Here is a 25,349-nt window from a genome sequence, read left to right as displayed (position 1 = left end):
AACTAGTTTGTCAAACGTTACCTTATAAACTAATCAGGTAGTCTACTGGTTTGATATTCTATCTGCAACAGTCCGGTAAATTTTAGCCGTAGCGTTGACAAAAAGCGCTTTCTGTTGAACTTTGCGGGTAGTTGTTGCTCGTAGCAATACCCCTGCATTAAACCACTAAACTCATGGACTTTTTAGATGACATTCGCGGCATGAAGTTCTTCGACATGCACGCGCATATGAGTTCCCGTACCACAGACGATTACCAGGCGATGGCTGATGCCGGAATTGTGGCCGTGATCGAGCCGGCTTTCTGGCTGGGACAGCCGCGTACGGGCGTGGATTCGTTCCGGGATTATTTTGCCAGCCTGGTTGGCTGGGAGCGCTTCCGGTCGTCGCAGTTTGGTATCCGGCACTACTGCACCATCGGCCTTAACTCGAAGGAATCAAATCAGATTGAACTAGCCGAGCAGGTGATGGAGATTCTGCCCCTGTTTATTTACAAGGAAGGTGTTGTGGGCGTGGGCGAAATTGGCTTCGACGACCAGACACCCGCTGAGGAGAAATACTACCGGGCGCAACTGGAACTGGCGAAAGAAGCGAACCTGCCGGTGCAGATTCATACCCCCCACCGTGACAAAAAGCGGGGTACTACCCGCAGCATGGACATTGCCGTTGAGCACGGTCTTGACCCCGGCATGGTCATTGTCGACCATAACAACGAGGAAACGGTGAAAGAGGTACTCGACCGGGGTTTCTGGGCCGGTTTTACTATTTATCCATTCACCAAAATGGGCAATGAGCGGATGGTCGAAATTGTGAAGCAGTACGGCAGCCACCGCATCATGGTCAACTCCGCCTGCGACTGGGGCATCAGCGACCCGTTGGCCGTACCCAAAACTGCCGCGCTCATGAAACAGAAAGGCATCTCCGACCACGACATTCGGATGGTCACCTTCGAGAACGCCGTAACTGCCTTCGCCCAAAGCGGCCAGCTCAGCCTCGACGAACTGGAACAGCCGCTCACCATCGACCAAAGCCAAAAATTCAACGGCAGCACCATCCTCCGCGGAGGCCAGGCCCCCCGCATTGCGAAAGAGTCGATCACGATACGGTGATAATGATGAATAATTAACGATGAATATGTCGCTTCAGCATAGCGTTAGGGTGCGTCAGCCCATTCATCGTTAATCATTCATCGTTCCTTCTCATCCCGTTGCCCGCAGCGCAATCAGTTGCCGGGCAATAGGCAGCAGCGTTTCCTCGACCGGGTAGCTGCGCCGGGCTTCCAGCATGAAGGTGGCCGGGTTGGGCAGATGGCGATAGCGCCGGACCAAATCCAGCTTCATGTTTTCGAAGGTATGCCCGAGGCTTTTGCGAGTCTTCTCCACAAACCGGAACTGCACAATGCGTCCGCCCGGTTCATTGTCGTCATATAAAGTCAGGCAGAAATAATACACCAGCGTTTCCGAATGCGGGTTGTGGTGAATCAGCAGGTAGCCTTCATTAGGCCGGAGCGGCAGCAGGCCGATGGGCTCCAGCGTCAGCGAAGCGGCAATGCGCTCCCATAAATGCTGACCTTCTGTCAGTGCTTCACGGAAACGCGGCAGGGCAAAATCCATGATAGCATCTACTTCCGACAGGTAGGCATCGTCCGTTACCTCAGATTTGTAGGTGACGGTGCGGGTTTTGAAGTCAATTTGGTCGACTTGTTTGGGAAAGGAGGCATTTAGCGTACCTTTGCACCGCCGAAAATGAAGACCTGCTTCGTAATGGCGTCGAAGCTCCGGTAGATCCGGACATAACTTCCGGTCAGAGAAGTTCTGCTTTACCGCCTGCAAGTATGCCATAACGACATATTTTTTGTATTCGGCATCAATCCATCCCTGTGTTAACCAGTCAGGCTGTAATTTTTTCATAGCTGTCAATTAACGGTTGGGCTTTTTGGTTGTACCCGGATAATATACTTAAAAAATCACTATCTGCCAAATAGTGTTTGCCGTTTCAGCGCTACAGACTAAGAATCGGCAAACCGGACAAGCAAAAGACCTCCTCCTGAAAATTTGGCAGAGTCTGTCAGATTACGTGAATTGGCACAAAAGTTGGCAAGCGGGGAAGTGGAAACGTTAGCACGTAACATATTCATTTTAACCTTAATCAAGCACAATTATGACTACAGCAACGGAAAGCGTAACAGTAAACGTGAGACCGCTGGCTGACCGGGTCCTGGTTGAACCGGCCCCGGCTGAAGAAAAAACCGCGTTTGGTATCATCATTCCTGACACAGCGAAAGAAAAGCCGCAACGTGGAACGGTAGTAGCCGTAGGTACTGGTAAGAAAGACGAGCCCCTGACCGTTCAGGTTGGCGATACCGTACTGTATGGCAAATATGCCGGTACTGAAATCACCGTTGACGGCAAGGAGTACCTGATCATGCGTGAGTCGGATATCTTCGCTATCCTCTAATTGCCGGCAGGTATCTGAAAACGTGAATAGCGCGTTTTCACTGGCTTCGGCCAACCGATTCTGACGTTTTTTTCAGTAACACTTTAATTACCCCTACAACTATGCCTAAAAGAATATTTTTCGATACGGAAGCCCGTGAGAAAGTAAAGAAGGGTGTTGATACCCTGGCTGATGCCGTAAAAGTTACGCTGGGTCCGAAAGGCCGTAACGTTATCCTCGACAAGAAATTTGGCTCGCCGGCCATCACCAAAGATGGTGTCACCGTAGCTAAAGAAATCGAACTGAAAGACGCCATGGAAAACATGGGTGCTCAGTTGGTCAAAGAAGTGGCCTCCAAGACGGCCGATCAGGCTGGTGACGGTACCACTACCGCTACTGTACTGGCTCAGGCTATCTACTCAATCGGTGTAAAGAACGTAGCCGCCGGTGCCAACCCGATGGACCTGAAGCGCGGTATCGACAAGGCCGTACACGCTGTAGTGGCTAATTTGTCTGAGCAGGCTCAGACCGTTGGCGACGACTTCGGTAAAATCACGCAGGTAGCTACGATCTCGGCGAACTACGATGAGGAAATCGGTACGATGATCGCCGAGGCCATGAAGAAAGTTGGCAAAGAAGGCGTAATCACCGTAGAAGAAGCCCGCGGTACCGAAACCGAAGTGAAGACCGTAGAAGGTATGCAGTTCGACCGCGGTTACCTGTCGCCGTACTTCGTTACGAACACGGAGAAAATGGAAGCCGAGTTGGATCGTCCGTTCATCCTGATCTCTGAGAAGAAAGTTTCTTCCATGAAAGAGCTGCTGCCCGTACTGGAGCAGGTGGCTCAGACCGGCCGTCCGCTGCTGATCATCGCTGAAGATGTAGATGGTGAGGCTCTGGCTACGCTGGTGGTTAACAAAATCCGGGGTGCCCTGAAAGTAGCGGCCGTGAAGGCCCCGGGCTTCGGTGACCGTCGGAAGGCTATGCTGGAAGACATCGCCATCCTGACCGGTGGTCAGGTGATCAGCGAAGAGCGTGGTTTCCGGCTGGAAAATGCGTCGATTGAATACCTGGGTCAGGCCGAGAAAATCATCATCGACAAGGACAACACGACCATTGTTAATGGTGTAGGTCAGAAGGAAGACATTCAGGGCCGGGTTAACCAGATCAAGGCGCAGATCGAAAACACAACGTCTGACTACGACCGCGAGAAACTGCAGGAGCGCCTGGCGAAACTGTCGGGTGGTGTTGCTATCCTGTACATCGGTGCCGCTACGGAGGTTGAGATGAAGGAGAAGAAAGACCGCGTTGACGATGCGCTGCACGCAACCCGCGCTGCCGTTGAAGAAGGTATCGTAACGGGTGGCGGTGTAGCCCTGATCCGTGCTACGTCTGCGCTGGAAGGCCTGAAAGGTATCAACGAAGATGAAACAACGGGCATCAACATCATCCGGGTTGCTCTGGAGTCCCCGCTGCGTACGATTGTCGCCAATGCCGGTGGTGAAGGCTCAGTCGTTATCAACAAGGTAAAAGAAGGTCAGGGTGGCTACGGTTACAACGCCAAGACTGATACCTACGAGGACCTGTTTGCGGCTGGTGTAATCGATCCGAAGAAAGTAACTCGTCTGGCGCTGGAAAATGCGGCTTCAATCGCTGGTCTGCTGCTCACAACTGAGTGTCTGATCGCCGATGAGCCGGAAGAGGATAAAGCAGGTGCCGGTGCTGGTATGCACGGTGGCGGCATGGGCGGCATGATGTAATCGGCTGCTTAGCTACATTCACAAAAAGCCCCCGGTTGAACAACCGGGGGCTTTTGCATGCTGAGGTACTCTGTTTACAACGGGTTCTGCACAATTGCCTTATTGGCGTTCATTTCCCGACGAGGAAGTAGAAACTCCCACTGCTTGTCGCCGGCGGGTACGTCGAACAAGACGGCGACAGCTGCGTTATGGTTCGCGCCGTTGCGGTTCAGCGGCAGGTTCATCCGCTTCAGATCAAGGAACCGGAAGCCTTCGCCCCATAGTTCAATACGCCGGTTGAACAAAATTTCGTCAATCAGCCTGGTGCCGGTGTTTGTCGACTGCTTGTACGACGGATCACGCTTGCTCACCAGGTCAAACAGTACTTTAGCCGCATCGGCATCTTTACCCTGACGGGCCAGGGCCTCGGCTTCGATCAGGAACATTTCAGCAGCCCGCATGTACGGAATATCGCCCATGGTACTGGTCGAGGGCGTACCCGGTAGCCGGAACTTCTGGTTCATATACGGTGCCCGGACGCCACCCGGCGGAATGATCGAGTTAGCTGCGGTAGGCGTTTTCACCCACATTTTTGACCGTACGTCTGTTGCCGGAATCTGGTCATACAACAGATTATTGATAAGTTTAGGGGTAGCCCGGATATTGGTCGAGTTGAAGTTGCAGGAGATGTATGAATGATACGCGCCAAAAAACTCCGACTGGTCTTCCAGGTGATCGAAGCCCCACATCCATTCCGGGTTGGCAATGTCAGCAAAACCTTCCTGGTATTGAGCCACAGACATCAGCGAATAACTCTTACGAGCCTCAGCCGCATACCTAGCCGCATCAGCCCAGTTCTGCTGGGTTAGCGCCACACGGGCCTGAAAGCCCTTCACCACCTCGATATTGATGTGCGACTTAAAGCCCCCAGGCCGCGATGCCGTCAGCAGACCAGCCGCTTCCGTCAAATCTTTATTAATCTGCGTATACACCTCTTCAACCGTGGCGCGGGGCAGCCCTTCGGTAGTGGGCGCTAAAACGAGAGGGACGGCAAGCTGGCTATTTGGCCTGGCCGAGGCATCGTACCGTTTGCCGTAGAGCTGTACCAGGTTGAAATAAGAAAAAGCCCGTAACGCCAGTGCTTCGCCTTTCAACTGTTTCCGTTCTGCATCTGTGCCGGCAGCGTTATCAATATTGGCCACCGCGATGTTAGCGTTGCCGATAAGCCGGTAATAGAGTAGATACGCAAATTCAGACAAGGTACCAACTTCCGAGCGGTGGCTTGTCCACCGTTGTTCGGGGAAATGCCAGGTATTTGACGGGTTACTGAATGCCAGGTCTTCGCCCATGACATCCATGATAATCATCATAGCCGGATGGCCAAAATGCCCCTGCGAGCTAAGATAGCGTACCACCATTGCCCGGTAAATACCATTGATGGCGGCAGAGGCATTTTTCGTGGTGGCGTAGGCCGCAGCGGCATCAACGCTACCAGTGGGCGAAGTCTCCAGATATTCGTCGCTGCATGAGGTTGAGAGTAACCCCAGCGCCAATAATATGGTTATCAGTCTTGCTTTCATTGATTAGTCTGACGTTTAGAGCGTTAATGACAGGCCCAGAACCAGGCTCTTGGCCGAACTGAATACGTTACCGGTAGTCCCGCCGAAGTTTTGCTGGACGTTCATACCCTTGCGACGAGACAGGATGAAGAAATTCTCTCCGCTGATATAAACCTGGGCGTTGTTCAGGAACAGTTTACGAGCCACAGTGCCTGGCAGTGCATACGACAGCGTTACCGTCCGGATGTTCAGGTAGCTGCCATCGATCAGCCAGCGGCTCGAAGCGGGATCAAAATCGGCCGTTCTACCGGCGTCCATCCGGGGTACGTCAGTCACATCGCCCGGTTTCTGCCAGCGTCTCAGAATATCTACACTTTTAGCGCTACCGTATCCACCTGCGCTCATCAGGGCTGCGTAGGCACCGTCGTACACTTTACCACCAATCTGATACACCAGCAGGCCGGATAACGTGATTCCTTTAAAGGTAATCGTATTCGTGATACCACCCGTCAGCTTCGGAATTGAACTTCCGTGGTAGGCGAAACGGGCGTTATTGACATTGTTCGTTACCGTATCACCAGCTTCGGTGATGAATGAGTTGGATGCAATATAGGCGTTGGCCCGGTAGAGTACCTCACCCGTTGCCGGGTTAATGCCCTGGTAGTCACGCAGCCAGAAATCATAAATAGAGGTACCCACCTTGAGCTTCTTGGTCCCATCAATGATTTCGGGGTTTTCTTCCGGCATTTTCGTGATGCGGTTCTGAATTTTGGTAGCGTTCACGTCGACGCGCCAGGTAAAGTCTTTCGTGCGAACGGGTTCAACACCCAATTCAACCTCAATACCACGGTTGTACATCGTTCCTATGTTCCGGGTAACTGTCTGAATACCGGTCGACAGCGGCAGCGGTACGGCAAAAATCAGGTTTGACGACTGACGATTGAAGTATTCAACTGTACCCGTTACGCGGCTCTTGAACAAGCCAAACTCCAGGGCCACGTCAAACTGACTGTTTTTCTCCCATACCAGCGCCCTGTTGCCCAGGCTGCTTTGCAGGATACCAGCCTCCGACGCATTGTTCCAGCCTAACCCATACAACGGCTGCCAGGCATAGTAGCTGATGGCCGCTCCATCGGCCGTATTTCCACCACCATCGTTACCCGTTTGTCCGTATGAACTCCGCAGCTTCAATATGCTAATGGTCGGAATAGCCTGAATGAATGTTTCCTGATCCAAACGCCACGCACCACTGACGGAGTAGAACGCACCCCAGCGCACATCCTGAAAGAACTTACTGGAACCGTCGCGACGAACCGAACCAGAAACGAAGTATTTCTGATTATAGTCGTAGTTGAAGCGTGAGAAGAAACCTTCGACCCGGCGGATATTGTACACCGAATTCAGGTTCGTTGTAGTAGTAAAGTTGATTAATTCGACATTACCGTCCAGAATCTGCTGCGACCGTGATCCAGTGAGGTAATTATCATTCACCTGGAAGTTTTCATGACCCACTAAAACGTCGATCGTGTGCGGGCCAAATGATTTATTGTAGTTCAGCAACTGGTTCAGGTTGACACTCGAAATGTTTTCAAATTCGTGCGTTGACCGACCGGCCGGCGCACCGTCACCAATCTCAGGATTACCAAACGTAACAGTATTTGTATTCGTCAGATCAGCGCCGACGTTTGCTGTAAATTTAAAATCCTTCAGGAATGTAATTTCGGCAAAACCACGGGCTCCGAACGTATTCCGACGGAAGTAGTTCTGGTTCAGAATCGTTTCGGCAATGGCGTGCCGACCGCCGTACTGAGGCCGAGAAGGCAGACCCAGACTGGTCAGGTTACCATAATCCCACCGACGCTGGCCGTTTGGCAGGCTCAGGAACTGACCGGGATTGGCGGGGTCATAGGCATACACCGGGAAAATTGGTCCCATGGTACGGGAGAAGAAAAACGGGTTCACGAACGTAGTACCGCCATCGGCCGGAACATCAGCCTGATTGGACCGGATAATCGTACTAGACAGGTTAGCCCCCGTTCTGAGCCAGGGTTTCACCTGAGAGTTAACGTTTAGTCGGGCCGTATACCGTTTATAATCAGACCGAATCAAAAAGCCTTTATCGCTCAGGTATCCTACCGACAGGAAATAGTCTGATTTGTCCTGACCACCTGAAAAGTTCAGATTCACTTCATCCCGATTGCCCTGCTGCATCAGGGGTTTGGCCCAGTCCAGATCGTCGGGTGAGTAGATCAGCCTGGCGTTGGGATTCATCTGCCCATCGGTATTCACCAACTGATTGAACGGTACGTCGTATACATTGTAGCCAACAAGGCCGCTCAGACTATTGGTAGCGCTCAGGCTGGCAGCCGAAAGCGACAACGGATTAGTAGCCCGGTAGGCGAGACTGTTGCGAAACTGCTCCCACATCAACGGGTAGTACTGGTCCGGACCAACCCGGTCGTATTCCGGCAACGCACGGGTATTGACCCCTTTGGTCATATTGACCGAAATAGTGCTCCGATCCCTCTGCCCTTTTTTGGTTGTAACCACAACAACACCGTTAGCGGCACGAGACCCGTAGAGAGCTGTAGAAGCCGCATCTTTCAGTACGGTGATGCTCTCAATGTCCTGGGGATTCAGGTTGGCAATATTGGCCGTGTAGGGTACTCCATCAACCACATAAAGCGGATCATTACCCGACGAAATAGATCCAAAACCCCGAATCCGAATGGCTGGAGCTGTACCTGGCTGACCGCTACCCGCCGTTGTTTGGATACCGGGCGCTGAACCAGCCAGTGCCTGAGCAAAGTTTGTAATAGGACGCTCCTTGAGCCGCTCCGCCGAGATAACCCCGGCAGAGCCGGTGAAAGAGGCTCGCTTGGCCGTACCAAACGTCGTAACAATGACTTCTTCCAGATTAGTCGCGTCAGCAACCAGTTTAATAGAAAGATTAGATCGGTTACCGACCACCACCTCCTGAGTAGCGTAGCCCACGAAGCTGATTACCAGACGGCCATTGGCCGGTACATCAATCCGAAATGTTCCGTCGGCGTTGGTAGTTGTTCCACGGGTTGTGCCTTTGAGCACGATAGTGGCACCAGGAATAGCCGATCCGTCATCGGCCGTTACAGTTCCCGTTACTGGTAGGTCCTGAGCCAGGGCGATCTGGCCGAACAGACATAACAGCAAAAGATAAAGCAGTTGTAAACTTCTTCTCATACAATTTTTTTAGACTAAAAATTGGCAGCAAATTATATTTTTTATTCTATTTATGATTCACCCCACCAAAGAAAGTTTGTTTATTTCCAAATTTTCAATATAAAATACAAGTTTATGTAACGTTTACCCAATATACGCTCTCGCCAAAATTTACGTTGCAGTCCTGCTAATCTCTTTTTTATTATAATTATGACCTCACTGCAAACAGAATGAAATTTTCTCGGCACTGAAAATAAGGAATGGATAGCAGGTCCTGGACTTGGCCTAACCTGGCCAGGCGTGGTAGCAACGCCGGGATAGATCCTACGGCCTGAAATTTAATATCCGGCACACAATAAGGATTTGCCCGCAAAAGGCGTACAGTGCAACAGACCGGGGAGTGGCAACATTTGCGAAAGCATCCATGAACGGATGTTAGCGCCGTAATATGAACCAAAAATCCCGGTCAGTACTGGCCGGGATTTTTGGTAAGAAGAAGATAACAGATGTTGGAAAATACGCACTATCCCTTTGGGACTACTTGTTATAAAAACGAAAAAGCCAAGCGAGACACTCTCTTGGCTTTCTGATTTACTCAACGTTATGAAAAACTTTTCTTTTCGACGCAATAATAAAACAAAAGGCACATTAAAATGTTTCCCGCTCGCTATTTTTTTTAAAACACACCAACAAATGCCTGATTTTCAGGCATTTAATTATGATTAAAAAATCATTAAAACCTTCTTGCATGTATGTGATATATGGCAAAATTACTCAGTAAACATCCTTTCATCTGTCTCGATCTGACCGTCCCGAATGGTTAGCATCCGGTCGGCCAATTCGGCCAGGTGCTCGTTGTGAGTCACGATGACGAACGTCTGCCCAAAATCTTGTCTGAGGTCAAAAAACAACTTGTGCAGTTCTTCGGCATTCCGGGAGTCCAGGTTACCACTGGGCTCGTCCGCAAAAACGATAGCCGGCTGGTTGATGAGCGCCCGTGCCACGGCGGTTCGCTGCTGCTCCCCGCCCGACATCTGCGATGGCAGATGATCCAACCGCTCCTGCAGCCCCAGTGTGTTCAATAGTTCACTGGCCCGCTCTCGTACCTCGCGTTCATTACGGCCGGCAATAAAGCCCGGCAGACAGACATTCTCCAGCGCCGTAAATTCCGGCAGCAGGTTATGAAACTGGAACACAAAACCGATGCGCTCATTCCGAAAACGGGCCAGTTGCCGGTCGTTCAGTCGGAAAACATCTTGCCCGGCCAGTTGCACCTGCCCTCCATCGGGTCTATCCAGTGTGCCCATAATGTGCAGCAGCGTACTTTTACCCGCCCCGGACGCACCTACAATAGAAACAATTTCGCCTGAATAAATTTCCAGGTTGATTCCCCTCAGCACCGGAAGATTACCGTATGCACGGCGCAGATTCGCCGCCTTTAGCAGTACATTCATTTATAGTTTGAGGTTTGAGGTTCGACGTTTGAGGTTTTTGTTAGTAGCCGGGTAGCCACCGTGAAACAGCGTCGGTTAGTGTTAACTTCAGACTACAAACCTCAAACTTCAAACGACTTTTAAGAATAATTCGCTAATTTGCCGCCCAAATTTACTGTTTTCACCATTCGTTGTTGCATTCGTCATGAATATACACGAGTACCAGGGTAAAGAAATACTGAAGCGTTACGGCGTCCGCATCCAGGAAGGTATTGTGGCCGAGTCACCCGAAAAAGCGGTTGAAGCCGCCAAGCAGATAATGGCCCAGACGGGGTCAAAGTTTGTGGTTGTCAAGTCACAGATCCATGCCGGTGGCCGGGGCAAAGGTAAAATTAAAGGCACCGAGCAGCGGGGCGTCAAAGTAGCCAAATCGGTTGATGAGGTCCGTGACATTGCCAAAAACATTATCGGCAACGTGCTGATAACGCACCAGACCGGCCCCGAAGGCAAGAAGGTCAATAAGGTGCTGGTTGCCCAGGATGTATATTACCCGGGCGCAGCCGACCCGAAAGAATACTACATCAGTATTTTGCTCGACCGGACGAAAGCCTGCAACGTCATCATGGCCAGCACCGAAGGCGGTATGGACATTGAAGAAGTAGCCGAGCACACGCCCGAAAAAATCATTAAAGAATGGATTGACCCGGCCGTCGGTCTGCAACCGTTTCAGGCGCGTAAAATAGCCTTTGCGCTAGGCCTGGAGGGCGATGCTTTCAAAGAAATGGTGAAGTTTGTTACCTCGCTGTACAAGGCTTACGTGGATATTGATGCCTCAATGTTTGAGATCAACCCGGTTCTGAAAACATCCGACAATAAAATACTGGCCGTTGACGCAAAGGTAAACCTGGACGACAATGCGCTGTACCGTCACCCGGACATTGCCAACCTCCGCGACCTGAATGAAGAGGACCCGCTGGAAGTGGAAGCAACCTCGTTCGACCTGAACTATGTGAAGCTCGACGGCAACGTGGGATGTATGGTAAACGGTGCCGGTCTGGCAATGGCAACAATGGACATCATTAAACTGTCGGGCGGTGAGCCGGCCAACTTCCTCGATGTAGGGGGTGGTGCCAACGCCAAAACGGTAGAGGCCGGTTTCCGCATCATTCTGAAAGACCCGAACGTAAAAGCCATCCTGATCAACATATTCGGCGGTATCGTGCGCTGCGACCGCGTAGCCACGGGTGTGGTGGAAGCCTATAAAGCCATCGGTGATATTCCGGTGCCCATCATTGTTCGTTTGCAGGGAACCAACGCTGAAGAAGGTGCCCGCATCATCGACGAGTCGGGCCTGAAAGTATACTCCGCCGTTCAGTTGAAAGAAGCAGCCGCTAAGGTGAGTCAGGTGCTGGAAGAAGTAGGAGCATAGTGGTTTGAGGTTTGAGGTTTGAAGTTTAAGCCGGGCGGCCGTTAAAAATCGAGCGTCAGCCAACTTTAAATCTCAAACCTCAAACTGATTTTTACCGGCTCGTGTAGGTCTGCCCACGGCGCTGGTTGTAGTATTTCAGCGCTTCGGGCATCATGCTTTGCAGGTTGTTAATTCGGCGCTGGTCAGAGGGGTGAGTCGACAAAAACTCTGGTGGCTTTCTACGGGAGCTGCCCGCTTTAGCCATCCGGGACCAGAAACTTACGGCTTCACGGGGATCATACCCGGCCATAGCCATAAAGATCAGCCCTAGCTTATCTGCTTCTGTCTCCTGCGCCCGGCTATGCGGCAATCCCCGCCCTAACTGATAGCCAATTGGCAACGCAGCCCCTACAGCCTGGAGCAAAATAGCCCGTGTCTGGCTTGGTTTGCTTTGAGCCACTGCCCCTAAAGCAGCCTGTCCACCCTGAATCAGGCCACTAGCCAGCAAACCTTCGCTCATCCGCTCGTTACCATGCTCAGCAATAGCGTGGGAAATCTCGTGGCCCATAACGGCCGCGGCTCCTGCTTCGTTCTGCGTATAAGGGAGAATACCCGTGTAAAAAGCGACTTTACCACCTGGCATACACCAGGCGTTCACCTGCGGGCTTTGAATCAGATTAAATTCCCACTGGAAGCCTTTCAGCCTGTCGCCATAATTGTTAGCGGTTAAATAACTTTCCATAGCCTGACGCAGGCGACTGCCAACCCGACGAACCATTTCGGCCTGCGATCCACTCCGTACAACACTACTGGTATCCAGAACCTGCCGGTAGCTGGTAAACGCGAGCGGCAATAGCTGCTCGTTCGGAATCAACTTCAACTGCTTCCTGTTCGAAAGCGGCACACGTTGGCAGGCAACCGCCATGGCAACTACCAACATCACTATTATTGCTCTCTTCATTGCCTGTTAAGGTTTAAAACAATCCTGTATGCTGAGCTTTTCAGCAAATAGAATACCAATTCAGTACTATTTAGCCGGTTAACAACCATCACTTCTTTGATTTTTTTAACAGCGTGTTCGGTTGAGCCGTCATTACTCCTTAGATTTGCGCCACAACCGCAGGTTTAACAAAGCCCACAAAACGCATGAAAATCATTGCCGTCGGACGCAATTATGCAGAGCATATTAAAGAACTCAACAATGAACAGCCGGATGATCCGGTCATCTTCACCAAGCCCGAAACGGCCATTCTTCGCAACAACGAGCCCTTCTTCTACCCCGACTTTTCGTCCGATGTTCATCATGAAGTTGAAATCCTGGTGCGTATCAACCGCACCGGTAAGAACATTGAGGAAAAGTTTGCCCACAAATATTACGATGAAATTGGCATAGGCATTGATTTTACGGCCCGCGATCTGCAAACCAAGCTAAAGACAAAAGGCCTTCCCTGGGATCTGGCAAAAGGGTTTAACGGGTCGGCCCCTATTTCATCGTTTATACCCAAAAGCGAGTTTGCCGATTTGCAAAACCTCAACTTCCGGCTCGATGTTAATGGCGAAACCCGGCAACAGGGAAATACATCTATGATGCTGTTCCGGATCCATTACCTGATTGCCTTTGTCTCGCGTTTTTTTCTGCTGCAACAGGGCGATATTCTGTTTACCGGTACCCCAAAGGGCGTCGGTCCGGTGCAGGTAGGTGACCGGCTGACGGCCTACCTGGAAGACCGCAACATGCTGGAATTTGACGTAAAATAAGCAGTCAGCCCGCCGGTAAGGGTCAGAATCGTGTTTATCAGGTATGAGTAGGTACAAACAGTTTGTTAATGGCGTAGCCGCCGGTTTGTTGGCTTTGGGTGTACACAGCAGTTGGGGGCAGGTAAAGAAGTCGACCAATCCGGTAATCCAGCCAGGTTATTTTATGTTTCCGATTATGCCGGGTGAGGCCAATTCGCTGTCGGGCGGCATGGGCGACCTGCGGGCGAATCACTTTCATGCCGGACTGGATATCCGGACCAAACAGCGGGAAGGATTGGATGTTTACGCAGCCGCCGATGGGTATATATCCCGTATTGCCGTACTCACAGCTGGATACGGCAATGTGGTGTTCATTAAACATCCAAACGGACTGACTACTGTGTACGGTCACCTGAAAGTGCTTACTGATACACTAGCCCGGTTTCTGCGGCAGGAGCAGTATAAGCGGCAGACGTTTGAAATCGATCTTCGTCCGGAGCCAGGGCAGTTCCCGGTACGCAAAGGGGAAGTTATTGCCTTATCAGGTAATACTGGTGGTTCGGGTGGTCCGCACCTGCACTTTGAAATCCGGGATGATCGGGATAATCTGCTGAACCCACTACTGTTTAACTTCAGCGAAATCACCGACGAGGTAAATCCGTATTTCGAAAAAGTAGCGCTCCGCACCTTAACACCGCAGTCCCGCATCAATAGCGAGTTTCACCGGCTGGTGTTGACGCCGGTACGCCGTCCCGACGGCACCTACGGTTTCAACCAGCCCATAACGGCGTCCGGCCTGATTGGTCTTGAATTGCTGGCGTTTGACAAAACCAGCGGCTCTCCGTTCAGGAGTGGCCTGAGCTGTATTGAAATTAAACTGGACGGTCGGGAGGTTTTTGCCTATAACATGGACAGCTTCCCGAACGAGCAGACGCGCTACATCAACGTCCACATGAACTACGAGGTGGAGCAAACCACCGGCCAGCGGTACCACCGCAGTTACGTAGCCGACGGCAATGCGCTGACCTTATATCAAATGGACAACTGGCGTGGTAAACTGCCGTTGCTGGACGGTAAACCGCACGAAATTACGGTAACGCTGTTCGACGCCCATCAAAACTCGGCGGTGTTGCGGTTTACCGTTCAGCCGGAGCCGGAACCCGCAACAGAAACAGCGGCACCGCAAACAATAACGGCAGTTTCGGGCGCTGCGGAGATCATGCCGGCGGTGAGTATTGCCACCGACGAGAATGTGCTGAAGCTGACCGTTCGCAACTTACCGGCCGGTGAGCCACCGGTTGCGCAGCTCTACATAGGCCGCTGGCCAGAAGAATTACCCGCCAGTTATGTCAAAAACAATCAGGCCGTTTACCTGATCGACTTACGCAGATACATGCCTGATTCGGTGCAGATTGGAGCCGGTACTATGCGAACATTCCTCCAGAAAACAATTATACCCGGTAAGGAAGAAACGTACGAGAAGGACAATGTTAGCCTGAGCTTTGGCCCAAAAACGCTGTTCGATACCTTGTTTTTAGCCGTCAGGCAAATGCCGGGGCATGTTATGGAGATCAACCAGTTTACCATCCCTCTGAACGATCCCCTGACAGTTTCGTATAAGCCAACGGATACTACAGGCATTGATCCGGCGCGGACGCAGATGTACAATACCAGCGGAAACCGAAAACAACTGGTAGGCGGTAGCTGGAAAGGCGGCCGAATTGAATTTAAAACCCGTCAGTTAGGTCGCTTTCAACTATTGACCGATACCATTCCACCGAAAGTGCAGTTTGTTACAAAAACACCGAACTCGATTTCGGCCAAGATAACTGATGATTTATCCGGTATCAATACCTTCCGCGCCCTGATCAACGGCGAATGGGTGCTGATGCTATACGATTATAAGAAAGCGTTGATCTGGTCCGATAAACTCGACCCGGCCAAGCCCTTTAAAGGCGACGTAACCATTGAAGTGACCGACCGAGCCGGCAATGTATCGACCGTTTCGGCGGTAATACCTTAAATATGTTTAAAGTTTCAGGTTTCAGGTTTGAAGTTGAGCTGACGCACTCCCAACATTAAACCTGAAACCTGAAACTTCAAACCTCAAACCTTAAACTAAGGATGCTCACCATTGGCGATAACGCTCCTGATTTTGAAACCCGCGACCAGAACGGTCAGCCCATCCGGCTATCGGATTACCGGGGAAAAAAGGTAGTATTGTATTTTTACCCGAAGGATGACACCACCGGCTGTACAGCACAGGCCTGTAGCCTGCGCGATAATTACGATGAGCTACGGCAAGCCGGCTACGAAGTCCTGGGCGTCAGTGTAGACGATGAAAAGTCACACCAGAAGTTTATCGGCAAATATGACCTGCCGTTCAGTCTGCTTGCCGATACTAATAAAGAAGTAGTAGAGGCTTACGGCGTCTGGCAGGAGAAGTCGATGTACGGCCGTAAATACATGGGCATTGTACGGACGACCTTTATCATTGATGAAAACGGCATTATCACCGACATTATCGGAAAAGTAGACACAAAGAATCACGCAGCGCAAATTTTAAAATAAGACTCTGGACAATAGACATAGGACTTTAGACATATAAGTCCAGCGTCTAACGTCCAGTGTCTAACGTCTGAAACATGGAAACCCAACAACTCGAACAAATTGCAACGCAGGTCCGGCGCGACATTCTGCGGATGGTACACGCGGTCAACTCCGGCCACCCCGGCGGCTCTTTAGGTTGTACCGATCTTTTCGTAGCCCTCTATTTTGACGTTCTGCGCCTGAAGCGCGACGAGCAGGGCAACGTTATTTTCGACATGGATGGTCGTGACGAAGACCTGTTTTTCCTCTCAAACGGCCACATCTCGCCGGTATGGTATTCGGTACTGGCGCGAGCCGGCTACTTCCCGCTTTCGGAACTGAGCACGTTCCGCAAAATTGACAGTCGCCTGCAGGGCCACCCCGCTACGGCCGAGCACCTGCCGGGCATTCGGATAGCGTCTGGTTCATTGGGGCAGGGCTTATCGGTTGCCTGCGGAGCCGCCTTTGCCAAACGCCTGAACGGCGACGACAAGCACGTGTATGTGCTGATGGGCGACGGTGAGCAGCAGGAAGGTCAGGTTTGGGAAGCCGCCACATTTGCCCCGCACCACAAACTAGGCAACCTGACGGCCATTATCGACCTCAACCACCAGCAGATCGACGGCCCGACGGATCTGGTGATGAACAACCGCGACCTGGGCGAAAAATACCGGGCGTTCGGCTGGAACGTGACCGAGATGAAGGGCAATGATATAGCCGAAGTATTACGCACGTTACACGAGTCAAAGCATGACCCGGAAGTGCCCACGCTGATTCTGATGCATACCGAAATGGGCTACGGCGTCGACTTCATGATGGGCAGTCACAAATGGCATGGCGTGGCTCCGAACGATGAGCAACTGGTCACTGCCCTGAATCAACTGCCGATAACGATCAGTGATCTGAAGGATTATTAATGTACCAGACCGCATTCTGCTGTCTGCGCCAACAGGCGACATAAAAACAGGTTTAACCAAGTCTAACGGCTGGCTCAGCGGAACGCGGGGCCGTACATAATTTTATGAAAAAATACGAATACACCGAAAAGAAAGACACCCGCTCCGGCTTTGGCGCGGGCATTCTCGAACTGGGCCGCAAGAACCCCAATGTAGTTGCCCTGACCGCCGACCTTGCCGGCTCACTCAAACTGGAAGGCTTTATTAAGGAATTCCCGGACCGGTTTATCCAGTGCGGAATTTCCGAAGCCAATATGATCGGCGTCTCTGCCGGTCTGACCATAGGCGGCAAAATACCGTTTGCCACTACGTTCGCCAACTTTGCTACGGGTCGCGTATACGATCAGATCCGGCAGTCGGTAGCCTACTCCGGCAAAAATGTCAAGATCTGCGCATCGCACGCGGGTCTGACGCTGGGCGAAGACGGCGCTACTCACCAGATTCTGGAAGACCTGGGCATGATGAAAATGCTGCCGCACATGACCGTTATCAACCCCTGCGACTATAACCAGACCAAAGCCGCTACCATTGCCATCGCCGACCATCAGGGACCGGTTTACCTGCGCTTTGGCCGTCCGGTTATTCCCATTTTCACGCCCGCTGATCAGAAGTTTGAAATTGGTAAGGCGCTGATGCTGAACGAAGGACCGGACGTTTCCATCTTTGCCACGGGCCACCTGGTCTGGGAGGCCATTCAGGCGGGCGAGAAACTGGCCGAAGCGGGCATCGAAGCCGAAATTATTAACATTCATACGATAAAACCGTTAGATGAAGAAGCTATCCTGACATCGGTGCGGAAAACGCGCTGCGCCGTATCGGCCGAAGAGCATCAACTCAATGGTGGCCTGGGCGACAGCATTGCGCAGACCCTGGCCCGGAATTACCCGGCTCCGCTCGAAATGATTGGGGTACACGATTCGTTTGGTGAAAGCGGAACCCCAGCCCAACTGATGCAGAAATACGGCCTCACCGCCGACAAAATTGTAGAAGCCGCAAAAAGAGTTATGGAAAGAAGGGGTTAGCGTTTGCGGTTTGCGGTTTGACGTTTGACGTTTCAGCATGACTACCCGGCGGTTAATACGGCTCACTGAACTTTAAACGCCAAACCTCAAACCTCAAACCTCAAACCTTAAACCCAAGCTATGACCGACCAGGAACTCCTTGAAAAATACCGTAATCCGGAAACCCGGAATTTTGCCTTTAATCTGCTGGTACGTCAATACCAGCAGAAAATTTATTGGCATGTCCGGAAGATGGTGATCGACCACGATGATGCCGACGACCTTACCCAGGAGACGTTCATCAAGGTCTGGACCAGTCTGGAGAACTTCAGGGGAGACAGTCAGTTATATACATGGATATACCGCATTGCTACCAATGAATGCCTGAACTTTCTGAACAAGAAACGCCGGAAATTTTTCCTGCCCATTGGTGATGTGGAAGGCGAGCTGACAGAAAAACTGGAAAGCGATACCGGTGGCCCCAGTGGCGACGAAGTTCAGCTTAAACTACAGAAAGCACTGCTTAAGCTACCCGACAAGCAGCGACTGGTGTTCAACATGAAGTATTTCGATGATATGAAATACGAAGAAATTGCCGAAATTACGGGTACCTCGGTCGGAGCCCTCAAAGCCTCTTACCATTTGGCAGTTAAAAAAATAGAGGAATATTTAAACGGGGATTAAACCTCACTACAGCCGACTTGTCAAAGAACTAACAACAAAGGTTATGAACGACAAGAAATACATACGGATTGAGGAACTGGACAAAGAGCACCCGCTGCGCCAACAGCCCTTTACGGTGCCGGAGGGGTATTTCGATACGCTGCCGTCGCGGGTACAGGCCCGGATAGTTAAACCAAAGCCCAGCTTTACCATTAGCTGGTCGTGGCAGCGGACCGTGGCGTCTCTGGCCGGTGCCAGCCTGCTGGCGGTGCTGGTGTGGAATACCCTGCCGCAACGCCAGGAATCGTTGGGAGAAGAAGCGCTGAGCGGGGTAAGCGACGAGACCATTAAATTATACCTGGAAGAGCAGGGACTCTCTACGTATGATCTGGCCGATAACGAGGCTGTTCAGGCATCTTTTTCCAAGGGAGTCTCCCTGATGGATTACCTGGATGTGAAGCCGGAACAAATTCGGAAACAGGTCGAATCGCAGGATGTTTCGGATATGTTGAACACTGAATCTTGACTACTTTACTTGCTATAAGAACGATGAAACATGTTTTAAGCTGGCTGATGATAAGCCTGACGCTGGTGGCCGGTACGGCTGCCGCCCAGAATGACCAGGGCCGGCAAAAAATAGAAACTGCCAAAATTGGTCTGATTACCAACCGGCTCAACCTGACTACCGAACAGGCTCCGCAGTTCTGGGCTGTATACAATGAGTACAATACCCGGAAGCAGGATATGTACCGGCGCCTGCGACAGCTCAATCAGCAGACGCCCCGGCAGAACTCGGGCGATGCTACGGTGATTGCGAATTTGCGCGAGATGAACACCATCAAGCAGCAAATTGCTGATCTGGATGGAGAATATATGAATAAGTTTCTGAAAGTGATTTCGCCGAAGCAGTTGGCGGAGCTTTACGAAGCAGAGCGGATGTTCAATAAGATGCTGATCGATAAGTTGAACAACCCGAACGACTGATAATACAATGAACCGAACCTATGGGATGTAACAAAGCCCGGCGACGCTGTTGCCGGGCTTTTTGCCGTTAATACCGTTCTACCGAGAACTTGGAAACACCTCCCTGAAAACGGATATTTACCTTTTTAGTAGCCTGATCGTAGTTGGGGCTGAGGAGTACGCCCCCGCCTATTTTGTTGAACCCATCGAGGTTATTTACGTTCAACGCCCCCTCCTTCTCCACCTTACAGCCTACCTCCTCAGGAATGCGAATTGTCACTGAAGCTACCCCGGCCTGAATATCCACATCGGTTAGATCGGCGCGGGAACCCAGCTTTACATCAATATCAGCAGCTCCGGCTTCCAGCTTTAGCTTGTTAATGGTGTATGCGCTCAGATCAAAATCACCGTTACCGGCTCCCATGCCAATGTTGATGGTCCAGGCGGGTTTATCGTTTAACTGCACCTCTACCCGGTTTTTAAGCTTTCCGTTTTTGAACTTTAGGTTGCCTTCGGTGGGTTTTAGTTCAATCGTTGGCGTACGGGTGGTTGGGTCACGCTCAACGGCCATAGAATAGCTGCCCAGCGTCATATGCGTTTCGGCTTTAATGAGGTCGGTGGTCGGCTGCCCAATGACAAACCGGCTGGCTCCGCCTTCCAGCTTCAGCACGGCATCCTGTACATCCGGCCCCATCGGCTCCGTAAATGTATTGGAGCGTGTATCCCCCCGGCGATCATCTCTCTCCTCCTCATCATCGTCTTCGTCATCATCGTCATCCATCCGGTACTCAAACCGGTCGCGGAAACGATCCCTGCTGAAGAACCCGAACAAGGCCAGCGGCACGGCAATAGCCAGTAATACCGTGGTGACGGCAGCCGCCGAGTTGCCCCGGCGGGTCAGGATAAGGTTTACGCCGGCCAGGATGAGCAGCAGCGGCCAGAACTGGGCCAGGTATCCCCAGTCGATGTCGAACCAGCCTATGTTCTGGCCCAGAAACAGAATGCCGAGCGTGATGATGAATATACCCCAGAATAATCCTCTCATGGCTTACAGCGGATTGTTTGGATTGGTCGGGTCGTTGTTGGTATCGTACAGATTCGAGCCGGAGTTATAGGGTGGCTCATCCTGGTTGTACGACTGATCATTACGCCGAATCCGGTCTTTGAAAATAATCCAGACACCCACAACAATCAGAATGAGCGGCCACAGCTTACCAAAGTCTATGTCAAACCACTGTTTAAGCATGAAGAAGACACCAAGAAGTATCAGAACGATACCGCCTATGATGTTACCAGACGTATTGGCGTTGTTAGACGGGGGATAAGGGTTCATGGTTAACGAGCGTTTAGTTAATGGTTCTGATTCATACCTGCCAACGGTACCCAGCGTACGTTCCGGCAATGCTATCCACAAGATAATGTAAATCAGGATAGACGGAAAGTGCGGCAAAAAAATACCTACCACAAAAAGGACGCGGATTAATGTCGGATCTACATTAAAATATCGGGCCAGCCCAGCCGACACCCCGGCAATCATGGCCTCTTCGGGAATACGTTCTAATCGTTTGTTCATGGTTTGCTTGCCGGATCGCCGGCGCGATTGAAAACCTGTACAAACGTAACGCCCGCTGGATTAACGGCCAATCAGACTTTTAAGAGTGGACGCCGGGCCTGATAATCGCACCTTTTTAATGACTGTAGGCTAAACACAGTAGTTGGTATTGCCAAGTACGTATCTGCTCCTTCTTACTCGTCAACGTCTATAGCTTCCAGAATATCCATCAGTTCCCCAAACTCCTTATTTCCCGGCCGGATCTCATCTCCTCCCTGTAGGGCAATGCCCTTAATTGGTAAAGCATTCAGTAGCTCATGAACGTTTGCCGCCGTTATACCAGCACCTAACAAGAGCGGGTAGCGAGTGGCCAGATGGTACAACGCTGTATGCAGATCATCGTCCAGGCTGATACCTGCCTTTCCCTCGAGCAGAAAAAAATCAATACCTGCGTGGCTGGTGGCCATAATAGCTTCTAACTGTTCCAGGGTCAGCAGGCCCAGTTCTGCTTTCAGGATTACCGGGCGGTTAAATAAGGTCACGTAGGGCAGCAGGGCCGGATCTTCCAGTTGCAGCATATCGGGCTGGTAAACGTCCAGCAGGCGATTGATCGCAGCCGGGTCATCGGCGGTTGTCTCGCCCACGATCTGCACCCCGGCGACCCACGACCGGATTTCCTGAAATTTAGCCGGCTCTACGTACTGTTCCGCGCCGGCGTCCATTGAAAAACCAAGCATATCTACGCCCATACCGGCGCAGTATCGGGCATCGCTCAAATTGGTAACGTTGCTTATTTTGACAAGTGTCTTGAGGGCCATGTTCGTTTAACCTACTCTGTTTGCAGTGTTATTAAAAACAAAACTAAGCAACTACCTTCAGAAACCATCTTACCTGCAATTTTTGTTAGCCCAACTACCGGCTCCCCAATTTTTCAGTGAGCTACACGAATCAACTTGATCGCAGGGCTTTGAACCCTGGCGGATACCATGAGCAAACACGGACGCATTCTGATCGCCATGAGTGGCGGCATTGACTCCTCGCTGGCGGCAGTGCTGCTGCACGAAGAAGGGTATGAAGTAATTGGCATGACCATGAAAACCTGGGATTATGCCTCTTCGGGCGGCACCAAAAAGGAAACAGGCTGTTGTAGCCTGGATTCCATCAACGACGCCCGCAATATTTCGGTCAGTCTAGGCTTTCCCCATTACATTCTCGACATCCGGAATGAGTTCGGCGATTATGTCATCGACCATTTCACGGGCGAATACCTGGAAGGCCGCACACCGAACCCCTGCGTTCTGTGCAATACGCATATTAAATGGGATGCGCTGCTGCGCCGGGCCGACCGGCTCGACTGCGAATTTATTGCTACCGGTCACTACGCCAACATTCGGGAAGAAAATAACCGCTTTGTTATCTCCAAAGGGGTCGACGAACTAAAAGATCAATCCTACGTACTTTGGGGAGTGTCTCAGGAAAGCCTCCGTCGAACCAAACTGCCGCTGGGACACCTGCGCAAATCTGAGATCCGGGATATGGCCCGCCATCGCGGCTTTATTGAACTGGTCACCAAATCCGAATCTTACGAAATCTGCTTTGTACCAGACAATGATTACCGTGGCTTTTTAAAGCGCCGTATTCCCGGACTGGAGCAGCAGGTAGCCGGTGGTAATTTTGTGCTGGAAGACGGTACCGTGGTCGGTAAGCACGAAGGCTATCCCTTTTATACCATAGGCCAACGCAAGGGACTTGGTCTTGCGCTGGGTTATCCGGTATTTGTTACGGAGATTCGCAAAGACACCAATGAAGTGGTGCTGGGCCGGGATTTGGCGTTGTACCGCGACGGAATGATTGTCGGAAAGCTTAACCTGCAAAAATACGCAACCATTGAGCAGCCAGTTGAAACCGTTACCAAAGTACGCTACAAAGATCCGGGCACACCGGCTCTCATTTCACAGGAAGGCGGGCAGATAAAAGTTTTGTTCCACGAAGGTGTGAGCGCCATTGCACCCGGCCAGGCCGCCGTATTTTACGAGGGAAACGATGTAGTGGGTGGCGGCTGGATTATGAAAAGCTTCCGGCAGACAGGAGAATTAGCTGACCAGCCTACAACTGCAGCAAATTAACCGCTGTCTTTAACAAAAAAGTCATTTTTACCTGATTTGTGGCTGCCGGGACTCTTGCCGGGAATGACGTTCGGCATTGCTCTGCAACCCGGCAACCATTATAAAAAGGCCGGCGAGGAGCGTTCCTCGCCGGCCTATACCCGTATAAACCGGGTATGAATACGGAGCTACTTACCGCTCAGGAGTATCCCCGACACTGATTTACCACCAACACTTACACGGTAGAGCAACTGTTGGAAATTGCCCTTCACATCGTAACCCACCGGCTCGTTGACACCCTGCTGTACGTTTACTTTCAGGGCGTCTACTTTGGTGCCACCGATGGTGTACATGTCGATGTCAGCCGTGCCCGCTACCGGCGAATCGATCTGCAGGAACACCCGGCCGTTGTACGGGTTCGGGTAGGCGTTCACCTTCAGGGCAGTGGTTTCGAAAAATTCGACATTACCAATACGAGCCGGTTTGCAGTTTTCAACTCTCAGTTCACCGACGCTATTCTGATCTGGTTGATTATTGATCAAGGTTTCAAACCGGTAAATACCTACGGCTCCTTTATTACCAATATCAGAACCTATAATGGTTTTGGTATCATACTTGGCAGAAAGCACAATTGACTGGCCTGCCGTAGCATTTGTAATGGTTATAATACCATCAAATATACCCGTTCCACTGGCTATCTTAGCACAACCGTTGGCGCTCCAGGCGAAAATCTGATCCTGATTTATACCAAAAGGCAAAAAGCCTCCAGCAGGTACTGTCTGCTTGACGACAACAATAAATGATTCGCCGGGTGCAGTTATTGTAGTGTAGTAGAAGAATACACCTGGCGTTGCATTGGATATCTTCTGTCCTTTTACGGTATAACATACGTTCGGCAACTCGGCAGCACCTGCCTGATAGGTTGCACAGGACGTTTCTGTAGGGAATATATGCCGTGGTGTCACGCAATCGGTTGCCGGATTTACTGTCACCTGACAGCTCTGTGAGGAGCAGTTATCCGACACAGTCAGCGTATAGGTGCCCGCCGGCAGATTGCTCACTGTGCTGGTGGTGCCCACCACGGTGTTGGCCGCATTCTTCCAGCTATAACTTACCGCTCCTACTGCGTTGGTTACCGCACCTGCCGTGACCGAACCGGTATTTTCACCAGAGCAGGTCACATCAGTCTTGGAGCAGGTGCCCAGCGCCAGAGCAGCGGATGGACCGCCAATGCTCACCTGACAGGTCCGCGAGAAGCAGTTATCCGACACGGTCAGCGTATAGGTGCCCGCCGGCAGATTGCTCACCGTGCTGGTGGTGCCCACCACGGTGTTGGCCGCGTTCTTCCAGCTATAACTTACCGCCCCCACTGCGTTGGTTACCGCCCCTGCCGTGACCGAACCGTTGCTGCCCCCAAAGCAGCTCACATCCGTCTTGGAGCAGGTGCCCAGCGCCAGAGCAGCGGATGGACCCCCGATGCTCACCTGACAGGTCTGCGAGAAGCAGTTATCCGACACGGTCAGCGTATAGGTGCCCGCCGGCAGATTGCTCACTGTGCTGGTGGTGCCCACCACGGTGTTGGCCGCGTTCTTCCAGCTATAACTTACCGCCCCTACTGCGTTGGTTACCGCCCCTGCCGTGACCGAACCGTTGCTGCCCCCAAAGCAGCTCACATCCGTCTTGGAGCAGGTGCCCAGCGCCAGAGCAGCGGATGGACCCCCGATGCTCACCTGACAGGTCTGTGAGAAGCAGTTATCCGACACGGTCAGCGTATAGGTGCCCGCCGGCAGGTTGCTCACCGTGCTGGTGGTGCCCACCACGGTGTTGGCCGCGTTCTTCCAGCTATAACTTACCGCCCCTACTGCGTTGGTTACCGCCCCTGCGGTGACCGAACCGTTGCTGCCCCCAAAGCAGCTCACATCCGTCTTGGAGCAGGTGCCCAGCGCCAGAGCAGCGGATGGACCCCCGATGCTCACCTGACAGGTCTGCGAGAAGCAGTTATCCGACACGGTC

Annotated in this window: 21 protein-coding genes and 1 pseudogene; 13 read left to right on the top strand and 9 right to left on the bottom strand. The window is 51.7% G+C overall.

Features of this window, described 5'->3' with window-relative positions; translation table 11 throughout:
• Positions 1 to 173 precede the first annotated feature (173 nt).
• A complete protein-coding gene (locus tag ABD931_RS11130; protein WP_345266974.1) occupies positions 174 to 1,106 on the top strand; it encodes a TatD family hydrolase in 933 nt (310 codons plus the stop codon).
• Between the two features lie 90 nt (positions 1,107 to 1,196).
• Here ABD931_RS11130 and ABD931_RS11125 read toward each other — a convergent pair whose 3' ends face one another.
• On the bottom strand, positions 1,197 to 1,907 hold the full coding sequence (locus ABD931_RS11125) for a hypothetical protein (RefSeq protein ID WP_345266972.1): 711 nt from the start codon (positions 1,905 to 1,907) through the stop codon (positions 1,197 to 1,199).
• A gap of 250 nt (positions 1,908 to 2,157) precedes the next feature.
• On the opposite strand from ABD931_RS11125, the gene ABD931_RS11120 reads away from it, so the two are divergent.
• Both ABD931_RS11120 and groL read left to right on the top strand, forming a co-directional pair.
• Positions 2,158 to 2,454 carry a co-chaperone GroES gene (locus ABD931_RS11120; RefSeq protein ID WP_345266970.1) on the top strand — a complete coding sequence of 99 codons (297 nt, stop codon included), beginning with the start codon at positions 2,158 to 2,160 and terminating at the stop codon, positions 2,452 to 2,454.
• A 101-nt stretch (positions 2,455 to 2,555) separates the two neighbouring features.
• Positions 2,556 to 4,193, top strand: coding sequence for a chaperonin GroEL (groL, locus tag ABD931_RS11115; RefSeq protein WP_345266967.1), 1,638 nt, complete (start codon positions 2,556 to 2,558; stop codon positions 4,191 to 4,193).
• A gap of 74 nt (positions 4,194 to 4,267) precedes the next feature.
• On the opposite strand, the gene ABD931_RS11110 is transcribed toward groL, so the two are convergent.
• The 3 genes from ABD931_RS11110 to ABD931_RS11100 all read right to left on the bottom strand — a co-directional run bounded on the left by ABD931_RS11110 (position 4,268) and on the right by ABD931_RS11100 (position 10,383).
• Complete coding sequence (locus ABD931_RS11110; RefSeq protein WP_345266965.1) at positions 4,268 to 5,752, bottom strand: RagB/SusD family nutrient uptake outer membrane protein; 1,485 nt, start codon at positions 5,750 to 5,752, stop codon at positions 4,268 to 4,270.
• 15 nt (positions 5,753 to 5,767) lie between these two features.
• The gene (locus ABD931_RS11105) at positions 5,768 to 8,950 is read right to left on the bottom strand and encodes a SusC/RagA family TonB-linked outer membrane protein (RefSeq protein ID WP_345266963.1); all 3,183 of its coding nucleotides are present in this window, start codon (positions 8,948 to 8,950) and stop codon (positions 5,768 to 5,770) included.
• 749 nt (positions 8,951 to 9,699) lie between these two features.
• Positions 9,700 to 10,383, bottom strand: a complete 684-nt coding sequence (locus ABD931_RS11100; RefSeq protein WP_345266961.1) for an ABC transporter ATP-binding protein — start codon at positions 10,381 to 10,383, stop codon at positions 9,700 to 9,702.
• 184 nt (positions 10,384 to 10,567) lie between these two features.
• On the opposite strand from ABD931_RS11100, the gene sucC reads away from it, so the two are divergent.
• Positions 10,568 to 11,791: an ADP-forming succinate--CoA ligase subunit beta gene (gene sucC / locus ABD931_RS11095; RefSeq protein ID WP_345266959.1), complete on the top strand. Its 1,224-nt coding sequence runs from the start codon at positions 10,568 to 10,570 to the stop codon at positions 11,789 to 11,791.
• A 91-nt stretch (positions 11,792 to 11,882) separates the two neighbouring features.
• Here sucC and ABD931_RS11090 read toward each other — a convergent pair whose 3' ends face one another.
• A complete protein-coding gene (locus tag ABD931_RS11090) occupies positions 11,883 to 12,731 on the bottom strand; it encodes a M48 family metallopeptidase (protein ID WP_345266957.1) in 849 nt (282 codons plus the stop codon).
• Between the two features lie 185 nt (positions 12,732 to 12,916).
• Here ABD931_RS11090 and ABD931_RS11085 point away from each other — a divergent pair, with 185 nt between their 5' ends.
• From ABD931_RS11085 to ABD931_RS11050, 8 genes are all read left to right on the top strand, one after another.
• Positions 12,917 to 13,528 carry a fumarylacetoacetate hydrolase family protein gene (locus tag ABD931_RS11085; RefSeq protein ID WP_345266955.1) on the top strand — a complete coding sequence of 204 codons (612 nt, stop codon included), beginning with the start codon at positions 12,917 to 12,919 and terminating at the stop codon, positions 13,526 to 13,528.
• A 43-nt stretch (positions 13,529 to 13,571) separates the two neighbouring features.
• The gene (locus ABD931_RS11080) at positions 13,572 to 15,530 is read left to right on the top strand and encodes a M23 family metallopeptidase (protein ID WP_345266953.1); all 1,959 of its coding nucleotides are present in this window, start codon (positions 13,572 to 13,574) and stop codon (positions 15,528 to 15,530) included.
• 101 nt (positions 15,531 to 15,631) lie between these two features.
• Complete coding sequence (bcp, locus tag ABD931_RS11075; RefSeq protein WP_345266951.1) at positions 15,632 to 16,078, top strand: thioredoxin-dependent thiol peroxidase; 447 nt, start codon at positions 15,632 to 15,634, stop codon at positions 16,076 to 16,078.
• A 74-nt stretch (positions 16,079 to 16,152) separates the two neighbouring features.
• Positions 16,153 to 17,013, top strand: coding sequence for a transketolase (locus ABD931_RS11070; RefSeq protein WP_345266949.1), 861 nt, complete (start codon positions 16,153 to 16,155; stop codon positions 17,011 to 17,013).
• 104 nt (positions 17,014 to 17,117) lie between these two features.
• A complete protein-coding gene (locus ABD931_RS11065; RefSeq protein ID WP_345266947.1) occupies positions 17,118 to 18,074 on the top strand; it encodes a transketolase family protein in 957 nt (318 codons plus the stop codon).
• Between the two features lie 120 nt (positions 18,075 to 18,194).
• Positions 18,195 to 18,737 (top strand): RNA polymerase sigma factor, encoded by a 543-nt coding sequence (locus ABD931_RS11060; protein WP_345266945.1) that lies wholly within the window; start codon positions 18,195 to 18,197, stop codon positions 18,735 to 18,737.
• Positions 18,738 to 18,780: 43 nt separating this feature from the next.
• Entirely contained in the window at positions 18,781 to 19,242 is a 462-nt protein-coding gene (locus ABD931_RS11055; protein ID WP_345266943.1) for a hypothetical protein, read from the top strand.
• Between the two features lie 23 nt (positions 19,243 to 19,265).
• On the top strand, positions 19,266 to 19,700 hold the full coding sequence (locus ABD931_RS11050; protein WP_345266941.1) for a Spy/CpxP family protein refolding chaperone: 435 nt from the start codon (positions 19,266 to 19,268) through the stop codon (positions 19,698 to 19,700).
• A 67-nt stretch (positions 19,701 to 19,767) separates the two neighbouring features.
• On the opposite strand, the gene ABD931_RS11045 is transcribed toward ABD931_RS11050, so the two are convergent.
• The 3 genes from ABD931_RS11045 to trpF form a co-directional block, all read right to left on the bottom strand.
• A complete protein-coding gene (locus tag ABD931_RS11045) occupies positions 19,768 to 20,724 on the bottom strand; it encodes a toast rack family protein (protein ID WP_345266939.1) in 957 nt (318 codons plus the stop codon).
• A gap of 3 nt (positions 20,725 to 20,727) precedes the next feature.
• A complete protein-coding gene (locus ABD931_RS11040; RefSeq protein ID WP_345266937.1) occupies positions 20,728 to 21,252 on the bottom strand; it encodes a PspC domain-containing protein in 525 nt (174 codons plus the stop codon).
• A 173-nt stretch (positions 21,253 to 21,425) separates the two neighbouring features.
• Positions 21,426 to 22,049: a phosphoribosylanthranilate isomerase gene (gene trpF / locus ABD931_RS11035; RefSeq protein ID WP_345266935.1), complete on the bottom strand. Its 624-nt coding sequence runs from the start codon at positions 22,047 to 22,049 to the stop codon at positions 21,426 to 21,428.
• Positions 22,050 to 22,217: 168 nt separating this feature from the next.
• Between trpF and mnmA the strand changes: the two genes are divergently transcribed.
• Positions 22,218 to 23,357, top strand: coding sequence for a tRNA 2-thiouridine(34) synthase MnmA (gene mnmA, locus ABD931_RS11030; RefSeq protein ID WP_345266933.1), 1,140 nt, complete (start codon positions 22,218 to 22,220; stop codon positions 23,355 to 23,357).
• A gap of 167 nt (positions 23,358 to 23,524) precedes the next feature.
• On the opposite strand, the pseudogene ABD931_RS11025 reads toward mnmA, so the two are convergent.
• Positions 23,525 to 25,349, bottom strand: a pseudogene (locus ABD931_RS11025) (hypothetical protein); the annotation flags it as partial.

The organism is Nibrella viscosa, from assembly GCF_039541875.1.
GTDB lineage: Bacteria > Bacteroidota > Bacteroidia > Cytophagales > Spirosomataceae > Nibrella > Nibrella viscosa.
This window is presented reverse-complemented; position numbering and strand designations above follow the sequence as displayed.